Here is a 20111-nt window from a genome sequence, read left to right on the forward strand (position 1 = left end):
AATCTCCTTCTTGCACTCGCCCTTGGACTTAACTCAAGGGCTCTTGTCCAAGATATAGCCAACTCCACTTGGACAAGGGGGAGGCAGGGAGGGGGGCAAGAGAAAGGCTTCACACCTTATTCGACGGCCCAAAATGGCGGGACTGTCTAAAGTTTGAAATATGGGTAAAACTAATTAATAAAATGATTTCAACCCTGACTCTGTGAGAAGAACACCACGAATCACCTGGCCATCCGCTCCTAAAAGCTTTGTGTTATTACCATTCAAAGTGATTTTAAGGCCACCTGCATTCCCGGTGTTGAGGGTATGAATACCGTTTGTTGGCACTTTATAAGTATCGCCTGCATGCATAAGGCGAACATACACCGTCTTTTCAGAACCATCTAGGATCTGCACCCATGTATCTTTTACCGCCGTTAACATCACATCATTCTCCGATATTGACATAGAGCTTTCATCAAGAGCTGAGGTAGGTATTTGGGGTGATTCAGGAACTGAGGATGCTGTTTTCATGGCTGGCATCTCAGGAGTAGTTAGGTGCGATGAATCAAGATGAGGCGCAAGCGGTTGCTCTTCTTTCTCTATCTCGGCTGTAGCTGGTGCCTCCAAACTTTCTAAAGAAACACCTGGGTCAAGTCGTTCAACGTCGGGTACAGTGTTATTCTCTGACAAGGTTTCTTGGACAACAGCTGTCCCTCTCTTATCTGAATGATGAATTATATAAGCGAAAATGCTAAAGACAAGAACACCGACAAGCGAAAGGTATAAGATTTTTTTATTAGGATGACGCTGATATTCGGTGGGAGTAACGTATGTGTTATTTGCATAACTAACTTGTACATCTTGTTCGTGTAATCCAGTGCGCCGTAGAATTTCTACAGTATCTAATCCCAGAAAGCTCGCATAGCTTTTAATGAAGCCGACTTTGTAAATCTCTCCAGGAAGACTCTCTAAAGCACCCTCTTCGATAGCTTTAATGTAAACTTGTCTAATCTTTGTCTCAACAGCAACTTCAGCAATCGTTAAGCGTTTTTCTTCGCGGGTTTCTCTCAAAAGCCGGCCAATAGAATAGATTTCGTTGTCGTCAGTTTCTGTTTGAGATTGTATTTCATGTGCCTGATTGTTTGGCCCCATACAATTCCCCGATTACACCTTAAGATATGATATATTCTATATAAAACAGGATTTTAAAAACAATTCAACTTAAAAAGTTTATACAAAATGTGAAATTATTGAAATTTTTCTATTTTTCTAAAGGGGTCACAATTAAGATAACCCCCTCGACGCGGATAACGGTTATTTTTTCCCCTGCAGCTAAGTCGGGCCCGTGAACAATCCACTTGGAATCTCCAATACTCACTTGCGCTTTTCCTTGAAAAATAGGCTCTTCCAAAACAAGTTCCCGACCAATTAACTGCGCTCCCCTTTGATTTAAACCCGTTTGTGCTGACTTCTCATGAGAACGCGTCAAAAATTTACGGCTTCCCCCTATCAGCAAAATTGCTAAGGCAGCAAAAAGAATTACTTGGCCAATAGGAGTAAGCGGCAATAAGTATACAAGCCCGCCTGTCATGAGGGCCGCGACCCCTATCCATAAAAAATAGGCTCCTAAAGTCAACAACTCTACTCCAAGGAATGCTAGCCCAAGAATCAACCAATGCCAAAATTCAAGCGGCATCCAAACTGTTAAATCCATGACTTACTTTCCCTTTTTTGAGTGGTCTTCATGGGAGTGGAATGCCTCTTTAGTAAGCTCCGCAATGCCGGCAATAGTCCCCAATATCCCTGTGGTTTCCATTGGCATCAGCACAAGCTTTTGATTAGGGGATTCCGCCAAAGATTTAAATGCCTCCACATACTTTTGCGCTACGAAATAATTGATTGCCTGGGTGGAACCTTGAGCAATCGCTTGCGAGACAACTGTTGTTGCTTGCGCCTCTGCTGTGGCCAATCTCTCGCGCGCTTCTGCATCACGATTTGCCGATTCTTTTCTGGCCTCTGCCTCAAGAATCATTGATTGCTTGACGCCTTCTGCCTTTAAAATCTTGGATTGTCTATCCCCTTCAGCAGCCAAAATAGCTGCCTGACGTTCCCCTTCTGCTTCTAAAATCAACGCCCGTTTCTCGCGTTCTGCTTTCATCTGGCGGCCCATCGAATCCACCAAATCTCGGGGTGGCTTTATATCTTTAATTTCGATACGAGTCACTTTCGTACCCCAAGGACTTGTTGCTTCGTCCACAACACTCAACAATCGTGCATTAATCACTTCACGATGCGATAATAATTCATCAAGATCCATTGACCCCATAACCGTACGGATATTTGTCATCGTCAAGTTTAAAATTGCTTGCTCTAAATTCGAGACTTCATAGGCGGATTTGGCAGCATCTAATACCTGATAAAAGACAATGCCGTCCACTGTCACAGCCGCATTGTCTTTCGTAATCACATCTTGAGAAGGCACTTGCATGACGCTTTCCATCATATTTACCTTTGCCCCAATCTGATCAACAAACGGAATGATCATATGAAATCCAGGAGCCATCGTATGGGTATAACGACCAAATCGCTCCACCGTATATTCAAAACCTTGCGGAACTGTCTTAATGGTTGAATAGACAATAAAAACCACCAATAAAACGATAAGAGATAAAACTATTTCAGTCATCTGAAACCCCCGAGGAGAAATGCTTATAATGTTATATAAAAATATTTACTTTCGTATCAGTAAAGTGATTTAATTGACTTTAATATTAGAATGCAAGTATTAAAATAAAGTAAATATATACCAAAACAACCTGAAGAGACCAGATTATGGCCAGCAGAGTTGACGTCATTTTTGTTTGGACACAACGCCCATAAAAGGCGATCCTTTAAGAAGTGCCCAAATAAAAGTAAGTTCCAGATTGTTGTGAATTTATCAAAACTTAGATAGAGCCAACACAACCTCCGTGGCGCAATTAAGAATCGGCAGCTTCAAATATTTTAGGTATCATAGTATGTTTTTTCTCAAGAGTCTGACACATGAATTTGTTTACAGTATTTCACCAAAAAGTGATCCAAATCCTTAACAAGCTACAAAAAAATGGCGCGTTACCAAATGACCTCTCTTTCCAGAAGGTGACTGTTGAATCTCCCAAAGAGTCAAGTTTTGGTGATTTTTCTACGAATGCCGCCATGGTTTTGGCGGGACCATCAGGGAAAAAACCGCGTGAGCTTGCTGATCTCATCGTGGCAGAATTAACGGCGCTGCCTGAAATTACAACCGCTAGCGTAGCTGGGCCAGGGTTTATTAATTTTAGCCTTAATTCAGATATTTGGCGCGACCAAATCAAAGTGATTTTAAAAGAGGGTCTCGAATATGGAGCCAATGATCTTGGCCAAAGCATGCCTGTTAACGTTGAATATGTCTCCGCTAATCCAACTGGCCCAATGCATGCAGGCCATGGACGCAACGCCGTGTTTGGAGATGCGATTGCTGCTTTACTAGAAAAAAGCGGCTATAAAGTCACGCGGGAATATTATATTAATGACGCTGGAAGTCAGACGGAAATCCTTGCTAGATCTGCTTATTTGCGTTATCTGCAGAGTCTTGGCCAGATCATTGATGAATCTCGCTTTGAAGGGTTATATCCCAGTGATTATTTGATCGAAGTGGGTAGCAAGCTTGCGCAAGAATTTGGAAAGCGCTTTGCCGATGCCGACGAGAGCCTCTGGCTAGAGCCTATCCGGCAATTCACTTTAGTCGCCATGATGCAACTGATCCAAAATGACCTTGCCAAAATTGGCATCACCATGGATGTCTACAGCTCAGAACAAGCCATTGTGGAACGGGGTGAAATTGAAGAGGTACTCAAGACTCTTGAGTCGAAAGGTGACATCTATGAAGGGGTTTTAGAAAAACCAAAAGGCCATGATGTGGATGATTGGGAGCCACGTCCGCAAACACTTTTCCGAGCCACTGATTACGGTGATGATGTAGATCGCCCCTTGAAAAAATCCAATGGTAGCTGGACTTATTTTGCCACTGACATTGCCTATCACTATGACAAATATAAGCGTGGCTTTAAAAGCTTAATTGATGTTTTAGGCGCGGATCATGGTGGCTATATTAAACGAATTCAAGCAGCAACAAAGGCTATCACCAATGGCGAAGCTGCCGTTGAGGTCAAAGTCTGTCAGCTGGTCAACTTTTTAGAAAACGGCCAACCAGTCAAGATGTCTAAACGGGCAGGCACGTTTATTAAACTTAGCGATATTGTTGATAAAGTTGGTAAAGATGTCACGCGCTTTATCATGCTGACACGTCGGCAAGACATGACCATTGACTTTGACTTAGTAAAAGTCTTAGAACAATCAAAGGACAACCCTGTTTTTTATGTACAATACGCCCATGCCAGAGCGCATTCCGTTTTGCGTCATGGACAAAACTTGTTTGGTACCTTAGAGAACTTGGAAAAAGCAAATATTGCCTTACTCACTGATGATAATGAGTTAGCCGTCATGAAGCTCTTAGCCCAATGGCCGCGCCAAGTTGAAGCAGCAACCCTTACTCGGGAACCGCATCGTATCACCAATTACCTTTATGAGGTAGCGGCAATTTTCCACGGCCTTTGGAACAAAGGAAAAGATAATGTTGAGCTGCGCTTTATTGATCCAGAAAAACAAGATTTAACCATGGCTCGCTTCGCCCTTGTTAAGGCAGTTGCGATTGTACTAGCAAGTGGGTTAACGTTATTTAGTATTACGCCTGTAGAGGAGATGCGCTAATGGGACCATTTACGCAACGTTCAACAGAACGAGAAGATCAGAATGTTTGGGAGCGGCCTGAACGCGAGTTCTCTTTAAGAGCGTCATTTAATGAGGAAGAATCCCAGCCGAGTCGCTTTGAATTTGCGGCTGAGCGAGAAGGCCCTGAAGGCGAACATCGCCCCGATCGAGACATCCGTAATCTGGGTTTTTTCAAAGAACAAGAACGCCAATTCACCCAAACCGAAGATGAAGAAGAATGGCAAGAACGCCAATCTCCGATCAATTTTGTCCTGATTGCGTGCATTTTTCTCATTCTTTGTGTGGTAGGTTGGTTTGGCTATCGTTGGGCAAGTAACCCCCATCATAGCGAACCCCCCCTCATTAAAGCAGAACCGACCCCTTTTAAGGTGCGCCCGGACAATCCAGGTGGGATGGTAATTCCGCATCAGGATAAACTTATTTATGGCCGAATAGCGCCTGAGCAACACCAACCTATTGAACACTTATTGCCCGCACCAGAACAGCCAATTGCGCCCCCCTCTCCTGAAATGCAATATCCAGGACAACCCCAAACTTTTGTGGATGCCAATGGGCAAATTTACTATGCCTACCCAGCGCCTCACCAACCACCTGCTCAAGTATATCAAGCGCCTCAACATGATCCCGCAGCTGGTTACACTGAGTATTCCAATCCTGCAGGAAACGCTTATCCACAAGCAATGCAACCACAACCAATGGCACCGCAACAACAAGGAACAATGCCGCCATCAGCAGCTGGGCAGCAGCCCTATCCTACCGTGCCTGTGACCCAACCAATACAACAGGGATACCCGGCTCCCCCAGGTTATGCCCCAGCGCCAACCACCTCTCCTGTTCAGCAAGCGCCACTGCAGCCATTGGTCCAGCAGCAGCAACTTCCTTCTGTGCAACATGCTGGAATGGCGCCAGCGCAGCAGCCTCTGCCTGTAGTAGGTCACCAAGCGGGACCTCCAATGCCCACCCCAATCGCAGCGCCACCGCCGCACACCGAAACAGCTACTCCTGATAAAGATGTTCTAGATCAATTGATTGAACAAGAAATGGGCATCACAGTCCCTGCTGCTCCTACGCCCCAAAAGGCAACTGACAAGCCTCAACAAAAGATTGCAACAGGACCTTATAAGGTGCAAGTAGCAACCGTAGAAACTAAAGCCGATGCGGAAAAAGAAGTCAAAAGGATCAAGGGGATAGATCAAAATTTATTTACTGACAAAACTTTGTCAATTCAAGAAGTGATTATTAGCGGGAATAAAAAACCCTCGTACCGTGTCATAATCGGTGGGTTTGGCACTCCCAATGCGGCGGCTCAGTTTAGCAATAAACTTAAAATACATAAAGTTAAGGGCATTGTTTTACATCAGCCAAATTAATGGAACAAAATTTAAAAGTAGCATATGACAAACGATTTACCTTTACCAAAATCTGTTATCTTCGGTTGTTCAGGCACCGCACTCACCTCTGAAGAAATTGATTTATATAAACGCACTCAACCATTGGGGTTCATTTTGTTTTCGCGTAACTGCGATAACCCAATGCAGATTGAATCATTAATTTCACAACTTAAAAGCTGTGTTAATCACGAATATGTCCCCATCTTAATTGACCAAGAAGGTGGACGTGTCGCCCGTCTGGGACTTCCCCACTGGCGTCAATATCCTCCTCCTGCTGTTTTTGGGAAAATAGCTGATGATGATTTGGATCTTGCCACATGGTGCGCAGAAACCAATGCCTATCTCATGGGGATTGAGTTGATTCGCATGGGGATCAATGTGAATTGTGCGCCAATACTCGATCTTTCTTTTCCAGAAACACATCCGATTATTGGGGACCGTGCGTTTCATGAATCACCCGAAATTGTGACAGCTTTGGGTCTAAGTGTCTTGCGTGGGTTTGAAAAGGCTGGAGTGACTGGTGTTATCAAACATCTCCCAGGACACGGACGAGCTCTGGTTGATAGCCATGAATCGCTCCCCCGCATACAAACATCAGAAGAAGAGCTAAATGAAGTAGATTTCTTGCCCTTCAAAGGAATCTGTAACCACATACTTTACGAAAATTTATCCTATCCGTGGGGAATGACAGCCCATATCGTTTATGATGCAATTGATGAAAAAGCACCCGCAACACAATCCTACAATATAATTCAAAAAGTCATCCGCGATGAAATTGGCTTTAACGGCCTATTGATTAGTGATTGCTTAACGATGAAGGCGTTATCTGGGCCTTTCCAGGAACGTGCTGCTGCCAGCATAGAAGCAGGCTGCGACGTCGTCCTGCACTGCAGCGGCAACCTTGAAGAAATGATTGATGTTGCTGTCGGTTGTCCACCTCTTTCTGCAGATGCTCTTGAGCGCCTCAATGCGTCTGTTGCAAAAGTGATCTCCCACACAGAAGAATCAGAACCAGCCCTGGTTGAAAAACTGACTTTACACATTAAAAGCTACCTGGAAAAATAATGACAGATCAGCATATCACCATTTTTGCCACCCTTATTGCCTTGATTATTGGCGTCACCTTGCACGAAGCAGCGCATGGTTATGTTGCCCGATTGTTTGGCGATCGCACAGCTGAGCAATATGGAAGATTAACCCTTAACCCGATAGCTCATGCTGATTTATTTGGCACTCTCATTTTACCAGCAATTATGTTTTTTTCGGGAAGTCCCTTAGTTTTTGGCTATGCCAAACCGGTACCTGTTAACGAGAACAATCTGCACCCCAATCGCTTGGGCAAGTTTTGCGTCTCTTTTGCTGGCATTGCCATGAATATTTTATTAGCAATTGTCGCCGGCCTCCTCACCCATATCAACCCAACTGGGGAAACTTTTGGGAATGATGTATTAGTGGCTTTAATGCGCATTAACTTAGTACTGGCCACCTTTAACTTGCTGCCTATTCTTCCACTCGATGGTGGCCGTATGATCAACACCTTGCTGCCACGACACCTTGCCGATGTGCATAGCAAGAGTGAGCCTTATGGCATGCTGGTTATTTTGGGTTTGCTTCTTCTGCCAACGCTATTGCAACCACTGGGAATTGATTTTAACCCCTTAATGATGATTTTCGGGCCGATTTATAATATATTGGCGAGTTTTGTGTTGTTTTTTATTGTGTGGTAAAAAAAGACACTGCGATGCTTGTCAATCTGATTTTAAAATATATGGTTTTTTGTTTTGCCCTAAGGGCCCCTAAGGGGGTCCAATTTTTGGGAAAAACTCCTCAAAGAGGGCCAACGATGAGTCTCTTTTTTGCCTAAAAAGCCGCCACATATCTACTCACCATAATTCCGGACGTTCAGATTGTTTGGGTATAAGTGAAAAGAAACCAAAAAATAACTGGAAAAGGCTTCATCTAATCTATTATAAAATGCAAGTACTTATGATGTTCACATTTAAAATGATCTTGGAGTATAAGGGGGTTAATCTACATGCATTTCTCTATTAAGAAAATTTTTCCTTTCTTATTTTTGGCTATTCTTAGTTTTGGGGCAACTGCTGCGCCGCCGCCGGATTGGCATGACAATGCCGTGTTTGTGATGCCGGATGTTGGTAGAAAGACTTGGATAAATGCTATTAATAATGCTGAGGAAACCATACATATGGCAGCATATAAACTCTCCGATCCTGCTATCCTAGATAGTCTCAAAAAAGCACATGAAAGAAATGTTAAAATTAATTTGCTGATAGAAGATTTTATTTTTGAACACGCAGGGAGTTCCAATGTAAAATCACCGATTGAAGCTTTCAAAGAATTCGCCACAGTTTACACACTCCCTAAACGCCGTTTTAACCAGGCTCACTCTAAAATGATTGTTGTTGATAAAGAATGGGGGCTTATTTCCACAGGAAATCTTGACGCTGAGTCTTTCGATGGGATTCCAGAAAAAAATATTCCAGCAGCGCGTGATTTTGCAGTTCCAATCCTTCAAATACCAATCATAGATGAAATGCTTAGAGTATTTGTGGCGGATGTTAATGATAAGGATGTAACTCCTGAAAACAGGCCTCTCGTTTTCGGTCCAGATCATCAAAGAAATACCTTTCTCAGCCTTTTTAATAAAGCTCAACGAGAAATTAAGATTTATCAACAAGATTTTCAAGATAAAGAATTAGCTGAAGCTGCATGTAGGGCGGCAAAATCGGGTGTTAAAGTTCAGGTCTTAATGATGCCTTTTCCTTTTGGAAAAGAGATAGATCGAAATATTCCTAATCAAAACCTTATGAAAGAGGCAGGTGTAGATATTGGACTATTTGAAAAGCTTTATGTCCATGCAAAAATCATTATCGTTGATGGTAAGGAAATGTACCTCGGCTCTGGTAATTTTTATACACCAGCTATTGACGGGACTCGGGAACTAGGCATTTTAATTGAGAACCCTGAGCAAATAGCCATAGTGGAAGATCAATTTGAGAAAGACTGGGCCCAAGCAACAATTAATCCAGATCGTCACTAAAGAAATTTACGCAAAGCTAAAATTCTTTAACTCCGTAGTTTATGCTACGGAGTATTCCTTTTTTTACTGCTTAACGCCCTACCTGAACCCATTAAATGGGCTTATGCCCACTTTTATGCTATCCATCGCGGTAGGGCAAGCCCCTGAGATTTATGTGACGCGGTTATATCTCCATGGAATGAGGAAAATACTAGAAGGATGCGGAGAACTCTTAAGTTGAGTATCAGCGATTACTTGAGCAAGATCATTTAAAAAACGACTACTATCGTATTCTTTTAGATTTCTAGAAATCTTCTTAAAAAGCTCTTGAGTTTCTCGTTGATAAAGAGGATGGCGATATTGCGCATATAATTTGAGGAGCTCTAAGCCATACTCTGGCCGTTTTGGCAGGCCATTTTCTCCCTTGAAAAGGTTAATACCAATGAGGAGAAGATGAAGAAGTGCCGAAGTTTCTGTATGCGTTAGGCAATGTTCCACCCTTATACCGCCATATTTAGCAAGCTGCGTAAGATATTTAATGCCCTTGTCGACTTCATCGAAGTCAGACTTAAAAGATAAGTCGCCTTTATCATTTAAGTATTTATATAGTTTTTGGTCGATATTACCAAATCTGGTATCATTTATAGGATATCTACTTCTTACAATTTTCTCCCCAAGCACCTCTCGATCTATTCCAATTTCCTTGGCTTTTAAAGGCTCACACATACTGGCAAGCAATAAAATTACCCAAGTTATCCGTGTTAACATAAGACTTTCCTTTCTTAGTTGAGAAAATTGGAATGCAATATTTTAGGGGTTTTTGTCAAGTTTTTTATCAATATTCTAATGGCTTTGATACTCTATTTTAGGTATAGGGATTTACTTCAATTTGATTTATTGATACAAAGTAACTACATTAAGAAAATATAACAGGATCACCTCATTAAAAACACATGGTGTCATCCTGCCTCTGGCCCGAGGCTGACACGAAACGGGAGAAACTTTCTCTCCCATTTTATAATGAGGCACCCCTGGGTGATATAAACAAAAATATTTTTAAATCAGAGAGTTACTATGGGAATCAGTTTTGGCCATCTTATCTTATTACTTGTTATTGTTCTTGTGATTTTTGGTGCCGGTAAAGTCCCCCAAGTGATGGGTGATATTGCCAAAGGCATTAAAGCTTTTAAAGATGGCATGAAAGACGCCGACAACGATACTCAGAAGTAAAAGGAAAATTTTCTGATGTTTGATTTTGCTTGGTCACATATTTTACTCTTATTGCTTGTAGCGGTTATTTTTCTTGGCCCTAAAGAGCTCCCCGTGGTATTACAATATTTGGGCAAACTTTTTGCCAAGCTGAGGCAACATCGCGAAGAACTGCAAGAATATGTCGAAGCGGCGATTGCGACACCAACTTCTCCCCAACATAACGAGCAATCCTTACCCACATCAGCAGCCCATGACACAAACAAGTAATGATAATCGCCACCAACCTGTCCTTGCACACCTGTTAGAGCTGCGCAAGCGATTTATCTATTCCATCATTATTTTCGCGCTTCTCACCGCGGCTTGCTACCCTTTTGCCGAGACGATTTTTCAATTCTTGCTGCAGCCATTAGGGGATCTCTTGCAAGAGAAAAAACTTGAGCGTAAGTTGATTTATACTGGTTTAAGTGAAGCATTTATCACCTATTTAAAAATCTCTCTATTTTCAGGGTTTTTCTTAAGTTTTCCTTTTATAGCTAGTCAGATTTGGTTCTTCATTGCCCCCGGCTTGTATAAAGACGAAAAAAAAATATTGCGCGCAATATTGGTAGCCACTCCCGTTTTGTTTATAGCTGGTATAATCTTTGCCTATAAGTTCATCTTCCCTGCTGCTTATGGTTTTTTCTTAAGCTTTGAGACGCCTGGAACGGGTGGAAGCCTTCCCATTCAACTGGAACCACGGGTGGCTGAATATTTAAGTTTTGTGATGAAATTATTGCTAGCCTTTGGCGTTAGCTTTGAATTACCAGTCTTGATAAGCGTCTGCGCGAGTGTTGGTCTTATTCATTCCAGTACATTAATTAAATATTGGCGAATTGCCATAGTGATTATTTTTGCAATTGCGGCTATAGTAACACCACCAGACATTCTCAGCATGATCGGTCTTGCTGTGCCACTCGTCGCACTTTACGGCTTATCTATTCTGATGGTAAAATTAATTGAACGTAGGAAAAATGTGAAAGAAGCGGATCCATGCTCGACCTGAAAATTATTCGAAACGCACCAGAATTGTTAGACAAAGCTTTGATTCGCCGGGGTAAATCCCCCATTACGGCAGCTCTTTTGGAAATTGATCAGAAGAACCGCCAGTTCCTGACTGAGCTTCAAAGCCTCCAAAGCCAGCGTAATCAGATTGCTAAATCCTTTGGAGAAGCTAAGAAAAAAGGTGACGACACAAGCAATCTTGCCAAACAAGCAGAAGAAATTAAGGCAAAAATTGGCGAGCTTGAAGGTCTCTCACACCAACTTCAAGACCAACTCAATCAGGAACTAGCCACAATCCCTAACATTCCCGCCGAGGATGTCCCTCTCGGAACAGATGAGACAGGCAACGTTGAGATTCGCCGCTTTGGTCTTCCAAAAACCTTTAATTTTGAGATAAAATCACACTTTGAAATCGGCGAAGCGTTGCAATTGATGGACTTTGAAGTGGCAGCTAAAATTTCAGGCTCACGCTTTGTCGTTCTTTACGAGGATTTAGCCCGTCTAGAACGGGCGCTTGCCGCCTTTATGATCGATATTCATACCCGAGAGTTTAGTTACGTGGAAGTGTCTCCTCCCTTGCTTGTCAACGAAAAATCTGTTTATGGCACAGGTCTTTTGCCAAAATTCAAAGAAGATCTTTTCCAGACGACAACGGGCTACTGGATGATTCCAACAGCTGAGGTTGTGTTATCGAACCTGGTGGCCGATTCGATTCAACCAATAGAGGCCCTCCCCTTACGGTATACTGCCTACACACCTTGTTTTCGTTCCGAAGCAGGTGCTGCCGGCCGAGACACGCGCGGCATGATCCGTCAACACCAATTCGGTAAAGTTGAATTGGTCAGCGTTACTCGCCCAGAAGAATCAGCGGCAGAACATGAGCGCATGCTAAGAGCCGCGGAAGAAGTGCTTAAGCGCCTTGATCTGCCTTACCGTGTGATGACTTTATGCACGGGCGATATGGGCTTTCAATCCCAAAAGACTTATGACATCGAAGTCTGGCTACCAAGCGAAAATACTTATCGCGAAATTTCAAGCTGCTCTAACTGTGGTGACTTTCAGGCACGCCGTATGAATGCCCGCTATCGTGCCCGTGCAACGGCGGAAAATCCAAAGCCAGCTCCTGAATTTGTTCACACTTTGAATGGTTCAGGTCTTGCGGTTGGCCGCACCATGGTCGCAATTTTAGAAAATTATCAACAACAAGATGGTTCTATTATCGTCCCAGAAGCGTTAAGATCTTATATGGGCGGCATTGAACTCATTGAAAAAAAGTAATAAAATAAAAACATGCGTATACTACTAAGTAATGATGATGGCATTTTAGGTCCTGGATTAAGCATCCTGGAGAAAATTGCCCGTACCCTTTCCGATGATGTGTGGGTTATCGCGCCTGAGCTTGATCAAAGCGGCGCCAGCCATTCATTAACGTTGCGTGATCCTTTACGAATCCGCGAGATTTCCGAAAAGCGATTTGCTATCAACGGCACGCCAACGGATTGTGTCATGATTGGGGTCAATCACCTCATGAAAGATGTGAAACCCGATGTGGTTCTGTCTGGCGTGAATTATGGCGCTAACTTAGCTGAGGATATCACCTATTCTGGTACTGTAGCTGCTGCTATGGAGGCAACGCTTTTAGGGATCCCCTCTATTGCTTTGAGCCAAGTCGTCAATTATGGTCACCCAGCCCACTGGGCAACAGCTGAACATCATGCACCAACAATTTTAAAACAATTGTTGAATCAGTCGTTAGCAAGCAATGTATTAATAAATATTAATTTCCCCAATATTGCGCAAAAAGAAATCAACGGTATTCGTCTCACCACGCAAGGCCAACGTCAGATTGAAGACGAGCTTGAAGAACGCACAGACCCACGGGGCAAAAAATACTACTGGATTGGTGCAATTAACTATAATGGAATGGGTGACCGCGGTACTGACTTAGAAGCCATTGCTCATAACTATATTTCGGTAACTCCTTTAACCCTTGATCTAACCCATTACCAAACACTTGAGAAACTTGAAAATGTATTTTGCTAAGGTAAATCAGATGACCTCAAAAATTTCAGTTTTGGCCTGCATCAGCAGTTTACTTCTTCTTGCCGGCTGCTCTTCACGAACTCATCGTCCTGCTGACATTGAGTATGACCATAGTATCAGCCCTTACCACCGAGTTGGTAAAGGAGAGAGCATTTCGAGCATTGCTCAGAAATTTGGTATGGACAAAATGGAATTAGTCCGTCTCAATGGCCTGAAACCACCTTACAAAATTTTTGTTGGCCAAAAATTGTTGGTAAAAACCGCAGCAACCTCAGCAAAACACGTTGAAGACAGCTTTGATGCACCAGCAGCCAGCTCAACAGAAATGAAAGGCGATGTTGAAGTCACAACCTTAGAACCGATTAAAGGCACCGAACCAGCGGCCCAAGATCAACTTCCCTCAGAATCCCTTAATGACACAGAGACGATAGATGCATCAGCTGATCATGATCTTGAGGGGGAGGGAATAGACGCTGAAAAACCAGCAACTGCCGGCAAAACTAAGGTTAAAGCCAGCATTCCCCATTCCGCTGGTTTGTATAGCTGGCCGGTAAAAGGAAAAATTGTCAAAGGTTTTAAACCTGGTAAAACCGGCAACGATGGGATTAACATTAGTGCCCCTAAAGGGACTCCTGTCAAATCTGCTAACAACGGTGTTGTCGCCCATACGGGTAATCAAGTGGCAGGCCTTGGCAATATTATTCTTATTAAGCATACCAATGGTTATATGACTGTCTATACACACCTGGACGATATAAAAGTTACGAAAGGTCAACAAGTTAGCGCGGGTGACAAGATTGGTACTGTGGGCAAAACAGGCAATGTGAAAGAGCCACAACTTCACTTTGAGATCAGAAATGGAAAAACTCCAATTGATCCGAACGAATACTTAAACTAAGGTAAAGCCATTAATAAAGTTTAGACGCCTCATTTGGGGGGACTAAGGATTTTTACCAGATATAGAATAGAGGAGTTTTTCATGCCGCAACTTGCAGGCTTTGACTTTATGAGCTTTTTACCAATTGTTTTAATATTTGGTATTTTCTACTTTCTTTTAATTCGCCCGCAGCAAAAAAAAATGCGTGAACATCAAGCAATGTTGGCTGCGATTCGTCGCGGCGATAAAATTGTTACTAATGGTGGCATTATTGGCACAGTTAGCAAATTGACTAATGATAAAGAATTGCTTGTGGAAATTGCTGATGGTGTCCGCGTTCGTATTTTGCGCTCAATGATTGCCGAAGTTTTGGTAAAAACAGAAGCAGCGAATAGTGATATTGTTGAAAAAAAGAAAAAACTACATCCAAACCTAATGTGGAAAAGGAATAAGGGATGATTTATATCGCACGTTGGAAAGTCTGGTTAATTATAAGCGTTTGCCTCTTTGGCATTCTCTTTTCATTACCTAATATGTTGAGCAATTCGCAGCTAGAGAAAATGCCTGAATGGTTGAGAAACACTATTAACCTCGGGTTAGAACTTAGAGGTGGGTCCCATCTCCAGCTGGAAGTTGATCTAAAAAGTGTGCTTAAAGATCAAACCAACAACATGCTTGACGACGTGCGAAATACCTTACGCAAGGAAAAAGTTGGCTATACAGGGCTTGTCCTGGGAACAGATAAAAAATCTGTCACATTTGTATTACGCGACCCCAGCCAACAGCAATTGATTGAAAAAACGATTACTAAACTGGTTCACGGTGCAAAGATCACCTCAGAATCAGACGGCAGAATGACCGTTGCTATGACACCAGAAATGGTGGATGACCGTGCAAAAGCTGCGATGGAACAATCCATCGAAGTTATCCGCCATCGTATTGACGAATCTGGCACAAAAGAACCTTTAATCCAACGCCAAGGTAGCGATCGTATTATCGTTCAACTTCCCGGGGTTGAAAACCCAGCTGAAGTGAAGCGTCTTATTGGTCGTACAGCAAAGCTTAGCTTCCAACTTGTCAACGAAGATGTGGGGACAGTTCCTGTTGATGCCAATGGCAGACCAACTGTTGCCATTCCAACCGACACAGAAGCATTACCTGAAACCATGCATGATGGCAACATCCGTTATCTAGCGGTTAAAAAGCAAGTCTCCATCACTGGCGACCATTTAGTCGATGCCCGTTTTAGAATTGAAGAAGCAAAACCAGCCGTCTCCATTAAATTTGATGCCGTGGGGGCTCGGAAGTTTGCTGAAATTTCGGCACAAAACTTAAAGCGTCGTTTTGCTATTATCCTCGACAACAAGATTATTAGTGCACCGCAATTCTCTGCTGTAATCGTGGATGGTAATGGGGTCATTAGCGGTTCCTTCACCAACAAAGAAGCCAGTGAACTCTCTCTATTATTGCGCGCAGGTGCATTACCGGCTCCCTTGCATGTGATTGAAGAACGCACCGTCGGCCCAAGCCTGGGCGCTGACTCCATCCATGATGGGAAGATTGCAACCATTTGTGCGTTTGTTTTGGTGGCTTTATTTATGTTTGCTAACTACTCACTCTTTGGCCTTTTTGCCGACCTGGCCCTTGCCTTTAATCTGATTATTTTGTTTGCCGCTTTATCCTTACTCCAGGCAACACTGACACTTCCCGGTATTGCCGGAATTGCGCTGACTATCGGAATGGCGGTGGACGCGAACGTCTTAATTTATGAACGAATTAAGGAAGAACTCCGCCATGGCTTACGACCTGTAGCTGCGGTTGAAACTGGCTATAAACGGGCACTCACGACAATTATTGACTCAAACCTGACCACCCTGATCGGGGCAGCAGTCTTATTTGAATTTGGTACTGGTCCTATCCGTGGCTTTGCGGTTACGCTAGCTCTTGGTATTGTGATTTCGTTGTTCACCTCGATTTCACTGACCCGTTTGTTTGTTGTAACTTGGCTGCGTCGTCAGTCACAAATCACCAATTTGCCTATTTAAAACAGCGAGTAAAAAATGGCTTTGCTTAAACTAGTTTCGCACGATTTAAAAATTAACTTTGTCGGCTTTCGCCTTGTTACTTTTTTGATTGCTGCCGTTATCATTATCGGGACGATCTCGACAATGATGGTAAAAGGGATAAACTACGGTATCGACTTTGAAGGTGGTTATATTATAGAAGTCCGAACGCCCGAAAAGCCGGACATCCCCACCTTACGCGATAAAATCAATCAACTTAATCTGGGTGATGCTTCTATCCAGAATTTTGGCGGCGAAAATGATCTCCTGATTCGAGTGGAAAGAAAAGCGCAAGAGGGTGTTTCTGAAGAAGCAGCTCAAGAACAAGCTATATCTGCTATTAAATCTGTACTCAGTGACAAAAGCGACTATCGCCGTATTGAAACCGTAGGACCCAAGGTTGGAAATGAGCTTATCAATAACAGTTTGAAAGCTGTTGGTCTCGCCCTTATTGCTATGTTGGTCTATATTGCGATCCGTTTTGAATGGCAATTTGCGGTTTGTGGCATTGTTGCTCTGGCCCATGATACTATCGCCATTTTAGGGATTTTCTCAGTCTTGCCTTTTGAGTTTAATGAAACAGCGATTATTGCGATTTTGATCACTGCGGGTTACTCTATTAATGATACCATCGTTATTTTTGACCGTATTCGTGAAAACATCCGTAAATACCGTAAAATGGAACTGGCTGACCTCATCAATAAGAGTATCAATGAAACGCTTTCCCGAACGGTTCTTACTGCCTCAACGACATTGATGGCCTTATTAGCGCTCTATATTTGGGGCGGCAAAGTTATTTCCAGCTTCAGCTTGCCGATTATCATTGGTATTTTAGTGGGTTCCTTCTCCTCCATTTGTCTGGCAGCTCCGTTGTTATTATATCTCAACGTCAAGCGAGGAGAAGAAGCTCCAAAGGAAAAGATCGCCCATTAGAGACGTTTTTGTGGTAATCTCCTTTAAGGAAGATTGCCACTTTTTTGCTCCTTCTTCCCTCAGTAAGAAAGACTCATCATGCAACGTTTTAATGCCACTCCGAGTGTGTATGTTCTCTTTAGACAGGAAAATTCCATTCTTCTTGGCCTTAGGCAAAATACCCCTTGGATGAATGATTGGTATGGCCTGGTGTCAGGCCATGTAGAAGAAAACGAGACTGTTGTCCAAGCCGCGATCCGTGAAGTTTATGAAGAAGCAGGCGTCATATTACAGCCAACAGATCTAAAACTTTCCACCGTTATGTATCGAAAAATGGATCGCACCAATGTGGATTTTTTCTTTGTATGTGATTCCTGGCAAGGCGAGATCCAAAACAGTGAGCCAGATAAGTGTGCTGGTTGGTCTTTTTTTGACAAAGATGCGCTTCCTGACAACACAATTGACTATTTGAAAATTGCCATAAATCATTGTTTTAATGGCGGTGAGTGCCTCTTTATAGAATATGGCTTTGAGACGGGCCTGCTCTGAAAATAGCTTAAACTCTCTTGCTCCTCATTTCCCCAAATCGGTTGTGGCTCGTCTCATTTGCAAATTTTTCCAAATAGATGAGAATTGGATGTAACCTAAAGGTCAACATCCTCAACTAAATTCGCATTCTCATGAATAAAGGTATAACGCGCTTCTGGATTTTTTCCCATTAAGCGATCAACGAAATTCTCAAGAGCCTCGCCTTCTATAATGACAACCCGCTGCAGAATACGTTTATCCACATGCATTGTTGTTTCTCGCAGCTGGACGGGAAGCATTTCCCCCAACCCCTTAAAGCGACCAACTTCAACCTTGGCGGCATTCTTAAAGTGTGTTTTGAGGAGTTTATCTTTTTCCACATCATTTTGTGCATAAACCGTTTTGCCATTATGGGTTAAACGATAGAGGGGTGGTTGCGCTAAAAAGACATTCCCTGCGTCAACGATCGCGCGCATCTCGCGGAAGAAAAATGTCAACAATAATGAAGCAATGTGGGCGCCATCCACGTCAGCATCTGTCATAATAATAATTTTACCATAACGCAGTTTAGCTGGGTTACAATTTTTACCTGATCCACAGCCCAATGCCAGAATGAGATCGGAGATTTCTTGGTTAGCCCTGAGTTTTTCTGGCGTCGCACTGGCGACGTTTAATATCTTTCCTCGCAATGGCAAAATCGCCTGCTTTTGTCGGTCTCTAGCTTGCTTGGCCGATCCACCGGCAGAATCCCCTTCGACCAGAAATAATTCGCATACGTCAGGGTTATTGGAAGAACAATCGGCTAACTTTCCGGGAAGACGAAGGCGGCGTGTCGCACTGGCTCTCGCCACTTCTTTGGCTTGACGGCGTTTCAACCGCTCTTCTGACCGATTGATCACATGTTCAACCAGCGCTGTTGCTGCCTGAGGGTGAGATCCTAACCATAAATCAAAATGATCTTTTACCGCATTTTCAACAAGACGTTGTGCTTCACTCGAGACAAGCTTTTCCTTTGTTTGTCCTTGGAATTGAGGTTGCGCAATAAAGCAAGAAAGAACAATCCCGGCTCCACCGCAAACGTCATCAGCGGTGATTTGACTCCCCTTTCGGTTGCCGATACGCTCTGCATAATCTTTCAAACCGCGACTTAATGCTTGCCGAAAACCATTTTCATGGGTTCCCCCTAGCGGCGTAGGAATCGTATTACAAAAGGTGGATGCCCAGCCCTCAAAAGTTTCATCAGCCATCCAGGCCACCGCCCATTCAACGCGCCCTTCAGCACTGGTAAAGGTTCCTTCTCCTGTGAAAAAACCTTCAATAGCTGTTGGAATTTCCCCCACAATATCCTTAAGATAGTCTTTTAAGCCTTCTGGATAATGTAATTTTGCTGAAGCGGGTGTTTTCTCATCCTTAATTAAGGCCGGATCACATACCCAATTGATCTCTACCCCTTTGAAGAGATAAGCTTTTGCCCGCGCCAACTTGTACAACAGTGAGGGTTTAAATTGCAAATCACCAAAAATTTCAGGGTCGGGATGAAATCGAATTCTGGTTCCACGCCAGTTGGTAGGCTCTTCATTATGCAGCAAGAGGGAGGTTGGCTTCCCCTGACTATAGGTTTGTTTCCAGGTCTGCCGGTTACGCGCAACTTCAACTTCGACTACGTCAGAAAGGGCATTAACCACAGAGACACCCACCCCGTGCAATCCACCGGATGTTTGATAGACATTGGTATTAAACTTACCGCCAGAATGTAAAGTGGTAAAGATGACTTCAAGGGCTGAAAGCTCAGGAAACTTTGGGTGAGGATCAACTGGGATTCCGCGACCATTATCGCGAATCGACACAAAGTTCTCTTTTTCCAGACGAATTTCAATACGATTGGCGTGTCCTGCTACCGCCTCGTCCATAGCGTTATCGAAGACTTCGGCTACGAGATGATGCAGTGCCTTTTCATCCGTACCACCAATGTACATCCCTGGGCGCTTACGAACGGGCTCTAGCCCTTCCAGTACCTCAATATCTTTGGCGGTATATTCACTCTTTTTTGCGACGGTGGGCTGGCGAAACAAATCTGACATGGATATTTCAAACTAAATTAAAAAATTATTTATAAATGACATTACTCTCGGCTTGATATAAGAAAAGTGTACTTCTCTCCCTATTGCCTCCCTTGATTTTGACCCAAGAGTTCAGGCTCCGAGTTGTCTCAA

The 20111-nt window shown here is 43.2% G+C and carries 20 protein-coding genes; 15 read left to right on the top strand and 5 right to left on the bottom strand.

Annotation, left to right across the window (positions count from 1 at the left end):
- Nucleotides 1–174 precede the first annotated feature (174 nt).
- From IG80_RS0103775 to IG80_RS0103785, 3 genes are all read right to left on the bottom strand, one after another.
- Entirely contained in the window at nucleotides 175–1134 is a 960-nt protein-coding gene (locus tag IG80_RS0103775) for a helix-turn-helix domain-containing protein (protein WP_032112631.1), read from the bottom strand.
- 109 nt (nucleotides 1135–1243) lie between these two features.
- Complete coding sequence (locus IG80_RS0103780; protein WP_032112632.1) at nucleotides 1244–1696, bottom strand: NfeD family protein; 453 nt, start codon at nucleotides 1694–1696, stop codon at nucleotides 1244–1246.
- Between the two features lie 3 nt (nucleotides 1697–1699).
- Entirely contained in the window at nucleotides 1700–2668 is a 969-nt protein-coding gene (locus IG80_RS0103785) for an SPFH domain-containing protein (RefSeq protein ID WP_032112633.1), read from the bottom strand.
- Between the two features lie 356 nt (nucleotides 2669–3024).
- Here IG80_RS0103785 and argS point away from each other — a divergent pair, with 356 nt between their 5' ends.
- The 5 genes from argS to IG80_RS0103810 all read left to right on the top strand — a co-directional run bounded on the left by argS (nucleotide 3025) and on the right by IG80_RS0103810 (nucleotide 9243).
- Nucleotides 3025–4770 (top strand): arginine--tRNA ligase, encoded by a 1746-nt coding sequence (gene argS, locus IG80_RS0103790; protein WP_032112634.1) that lies wholly within the window; start codon nucleotides 3025–3027, stop codon nucleotides 4768–4770.
- Nucleotides 4770–6161: an SPOR domain-containing protein gene (locus IG80_RS0103795; protein WP_032112635.1), complete on the top strand. Its 1392-nt coding sequence runs from the start codon at nucleotides 4770–4772 to the stop codon at nucleotides 6159–6161. Before argS ends, IG80_RS0103795 begins: the two co-directional genes overlap by 1 nt.
- A gap of 24 nt (nucleotides 6162–6185) precedes the next feature.
- The gene (gene nagZ, locus IG80_RS0103800; protein ID WP_052045980.1) at nucleotides 6186–7247 is read left to right on the top strand and encodes a beta-N-acetylhexosaminidase; all 1062 of its coding nucleotides are present in this window, start codon (nucleotides 6186–6188) and stop codon (nucleotides 7245–7247) included.
- Entirely contained in the window at nucleotides 7247–7909 is a 663-nt protein-coding gene (locus IG80_RS0103805) for a site-2 protease family protein (protein ID WP_032112636.1), read from the top strand. The genes nagZ and IG80_RS0103805 overlap by 1 nt, the downstream gene beginning before the upstream one ends.
- A 347-nt stretch (nucleotides 7910–8256) precedes the next feature.
- The gene (locus tag IG80_RS0103810; RefSeq protein ID WP_232224316.1) at nucleotides 8257–9243 is read left to right on the top strand and encodes a phospholipase D-like domain-containing protein; all 987 of its coding nucleotides are present in this window, start codon (nucleotides 8257–8259) and stop codon (nucleotides 9241–9243) included.
- A gap of 150 nt (nucleotides 9244–9393) precedes the next feature.
- On the opposite strand, the gene IG80_RS0103815 is transcribed toward IG80_RS0103810, so the two are convergent.
- Complete coding sequence (locus tag IG80_RS0103815; protein WP_032112638.1) at nucleotides 9394–9990, bottom strand: hypothetical protein; 597 nt, start codon at nucleotides 9988–9990, stop codon at nucleotides 9394–9396.
- A 306-nt stretch (nucleotides 9991–10296) separates the two neighbouring features.
- Between IG80_RS0103815 and tatA the strand changes: the two genes are divergently transcribed.
- The 10 genes from tatA to IG80_RS0103865 all read left to right on the top strand — a co-directional run bounded on the left by tatA (nucleotide 10297) and on the right by IG80_RS0103865 (nucleotide 17919).
- Nucleotides 10297–10452: a twin-arginine translocase TatA/TatE family subunit gene (gene tatA, locus IG80_RS0103820; protein WP_032112639.1), complete on the top strand. Its 156-nt coding sequence runs from the start codon at nucleotides 10297–10299 to the stop codon at nucleotides 10450–10452.
- Between the two features lie 15 nt (nucleotides 10453–10467).
- The gene (locus tag IG80_RS0103825; protein ID WP_032112640.1) at nucleotides 10468–10701 is read left to right on the top strand and encodes a Sec-independent protein translocase subunit TatA/TatB; all 234 of its coding nucleotides are present in this window, start codon (nucleotides 10468–10470) and stop codon (nucleotides 10699–10701) included.
- Nucleotides 10685–11476 carry a twin-arginine translocase subunit TatC gene (tatC, locus tag IG80_RS0103830; RefSeq protein ID WP_032112641.1) on the top strand — a complete coding sequence of 264 codons (792 nt, stop codon included), beginning with the start codon at nucleotides 10685–10687 and terminating at the stop codon, nucleotides 11474–11476. The genes IG80_RS0103825 and tatC overlap by 17 nt, the downstream gene beginning before the upstream one ends.
- Entirely contained in the window at nucleotides 11464–12753 is a 1290-nt protein-coding gene (gene serS, locus IG80_RS0103835; protein ID WP_032112642.1) for a serine--tRNA ligase, read from the top strand. The genes tatC and serS overlap by 13 nt, the downstream gene beginning before the upstream one ends.
- A 12-nt stretch (nucleotides 12754–12765) precedes the next feature.
- Entirely contained in the window at nucleotides 12766–13518 is a 753-nt protein-coding gene (surE, locus tag IG80_RS0103840) for a 5'/3'-nucleotidase SurE (RefSeq protein ID WP_032112643.1), read from the top strand.
- Nucleotides 13519–13528: 10 nt separating this feature from the next.
- The gene (locus tag IG80_RS0103845; RefSeq protein ID WP_198027164.1) at nucleotides 13529–14416 is read left to right on the top strand and encodes a M23 family metallopeptidase; all 888 of its coding nucleotides are present in this window, start codon (nucleotides 13529–13531) and stop codon (nucleotides 14414–14416) included.
- A gap of 81 nt (nucleotides 14417–14497) precedes the next feature.
- The gene (yajC, locus tag IG80_RS0103850; RefSeq protein WP_052045982.1) at nucleotides 14498–14854 is read left to right on the top strand and encodes a preprotein translocase subunit YajC; all 357 of its coding nucleotides are present in this window, start codon (nucleotides 14498–14500) and stop codon (nucleotides 14852–14854) included.
- Nucleotides 14851–16440, top strand: coding sequence for a protein translocase subunit SecD (gene secD, locus IG80_RS0103855; protein ID WP_032112645.1), 1590 nt, complete (start codon nucleotides 14851–14853; stop codon nucleotides 16438–16440). The genes yajC and secD overlap by 4 nt, the downstream gene beginning before the upstream one ends.
- Nucleotides 16441–16455: 15 nt before the next feature.
- Entirely contained in the window at nucleotides 16456–17391 is a 936-nt protein-coding gene (gene secF / locus IG80_RS0103860; protein ID WP_032112646.1) for a protein translocase subunit SecF, read from the top strand.
- Nucleotides 17392–17469: 78 nt separating this feature from the next.
- Nucleotides 17470–17919, top strand: a complete 450-nt coding sequence (locus IG80_RS0103865; RefSeq protein WP_032112647.1) for an NUDIX hydrolase — start codon at nucleotides 17470–17472, stop codon at nucleotides 17917–17919.
- A 95-nt stretch (nucleotides 17920–18014) separates the two neighbouring features.
- Here the strand turns inward: IG80_RS0103865 and parE are convergent, their stop codons facing one another.
- On the bottom strand, nucleotides 18015–19979 hold the full coding sequence (parE, locus tag IG80_RS0103870; protein ID WP_032112648.1) for a DNA topoisomerase IV subunit B: 1965 nt from the start codon (nucleotides 19977–19979) through the stop codon (nucleotides 18015–18017).
- Nucleotides 19980–20111: the final 132 nt, after the last annotated feature.

Origin of the sequence: Candidatus Paracaedibacter symbiosus (assembly GCF_000757605.1) — a bacterium.
In the GTDB taxonomy this organism is placed as follows: domain Bacteria; phylum Pseudomonadota; class Alphaproteobacteria; order Paracaedibacterales; family Paracaedibacteraceae; genus Paracaedibacter_A; species Paracaedibacter_A symbiosus.

What these genes read in the sequence shown, in the direction of transcription:
- IG80_RS0103815 (WP_032112638.1), bottom strand. Translation starts at nt 9,990, where the DNA reads ATGTTAACACGGATAACTTGGGTAATTTTATTGCTTGCCAGTATGTGT.
- IG80_RS0103780 (WP_032112632.1), bottom strand. Translation starts at nt 1,696, where the DNA reads ATGGATTTAACAGTTTGGATGCCGCTTGAATTTTGGCATTGGTTGATT.
- tatA (WP_032112639.1), top strand. Translation starts at nt 10,297, where the DNA reads ATGGGAATCAGTTTTGGCCATCTTATCTTATTACTTGTTATTGTTCTT.
- IG80_RS0103795 (WP_032112635.1), top strand. Translation starts at nt 4,770, where the DNA reads ATGGGACCATTTACGCAACGTTCAACAGAACGAGAAGATCAGAATGTT.
- IG80_RS0103785 (WP_032112633.1), bottom strand. Translation starts at nt 2,668, where the DNA reads ATGACTGAAATAGTTTTATCTCTTATCGTTTTATTGGTGGTTTTTATT.
- IG80_RS0103805 (WP_032112636.1), top strand. Translation starts at nt 7,247, where the DNA reads ATGACAGATCAGCATATCACCATTTTTGCCACCCTTATTGCCTTGATT.
- IG80_RS0103865 (WP_032112647.1), top strand. Translation starts at nt 17,470, where the DNA reads ATGCAACGTTTTAATGCCACTCCGAGTGTGTATGTTCTCTTTAGACAG.
- argS (WP_032112634.1), top strand. Translation starts at nt 3,025, where the DNA reads ATGAATTTGTTTACAGTATTTCACCAAAAAGTGATCCAAATCCTTAAC.
- yajC (WP_052045982.1), top strand. Translation starts at nt 14,498, where the DNA reads ATGCCGCAACTTGCAGGCTTTGACTTTATGAGCTTTTTACCAATTGTT.
- nagZ (WP_052045980.1), top strand. Translation starts at nt 6,186, where the DNA reads ATGACAAACGATTTACCTTTACCAAAATCTGTTATCTTCGGTTGTTCA.
- IG80_RS0103845 (WP_198027164.1), top strand. Translation starts at nt 13,529, where the DNA reads ATGACCTCAAAAATTTCAGTTTTGGCCTGCATCAGCAGTTTACTTCTT.
- secD (WP_032112645.1), top strand. Translation starts at nt 14,851, where the DNA reads ATGATTTATATCGCACGTTGGAAAGTCTGGTTAATTATAAGCGTTTGC.
- IG80_RS0103825 (WP_032112640.1), top strand. Translation starts at nt 10,468, where the DNA reads ATGTTTGATTTTGCTTGGTCACATATTTTACTCTTATTGCTTGTAGCG.
- serS (WP_032112642.1), top strand. Translation starts at nt 11,464, where the DNA reads ATGCTCGACCTGAAAATTATTCGAAACGCACCAGAATTGTTAGACAAA.
- parE (WP_032112648.1), bottom strand. Translation starts at nt 19,979, where the DNA reads ATGTCAGATTTGTTTCGCCAGCCCACCGTCGCAAAAAAGAGTGAATAT.
- tatC (WP_032112641.1), top strand. Translation starts at nt 10,685, where the DNA reads ATGACACAAACAAGTAATGATAATCGCCACCAACCTGTCCTTGCACAC.
- IG80_RS0103775 (WP_032112631.1), bottom strand. Translation starts at nt 1,134, where the DNA reads ATGGGGCCAAACAATCAGGCACATGAAATACAATCTCAAACAGAAACT.
- secF (WP_032112646.1), top strand. Translation starts at nt 16,456, where the DNA reads ATGGCTTTGCTTAAACTAGTTTCGCACGATTTAAAAATTAACTTTGTC.
- surE (WP_032112643.1), top strand. Translation starts at nt 12,766, where the DNA reads ATGCGTATACTACTAAGTAATGATGATGGCATTTTAGGTCCTGGATTA.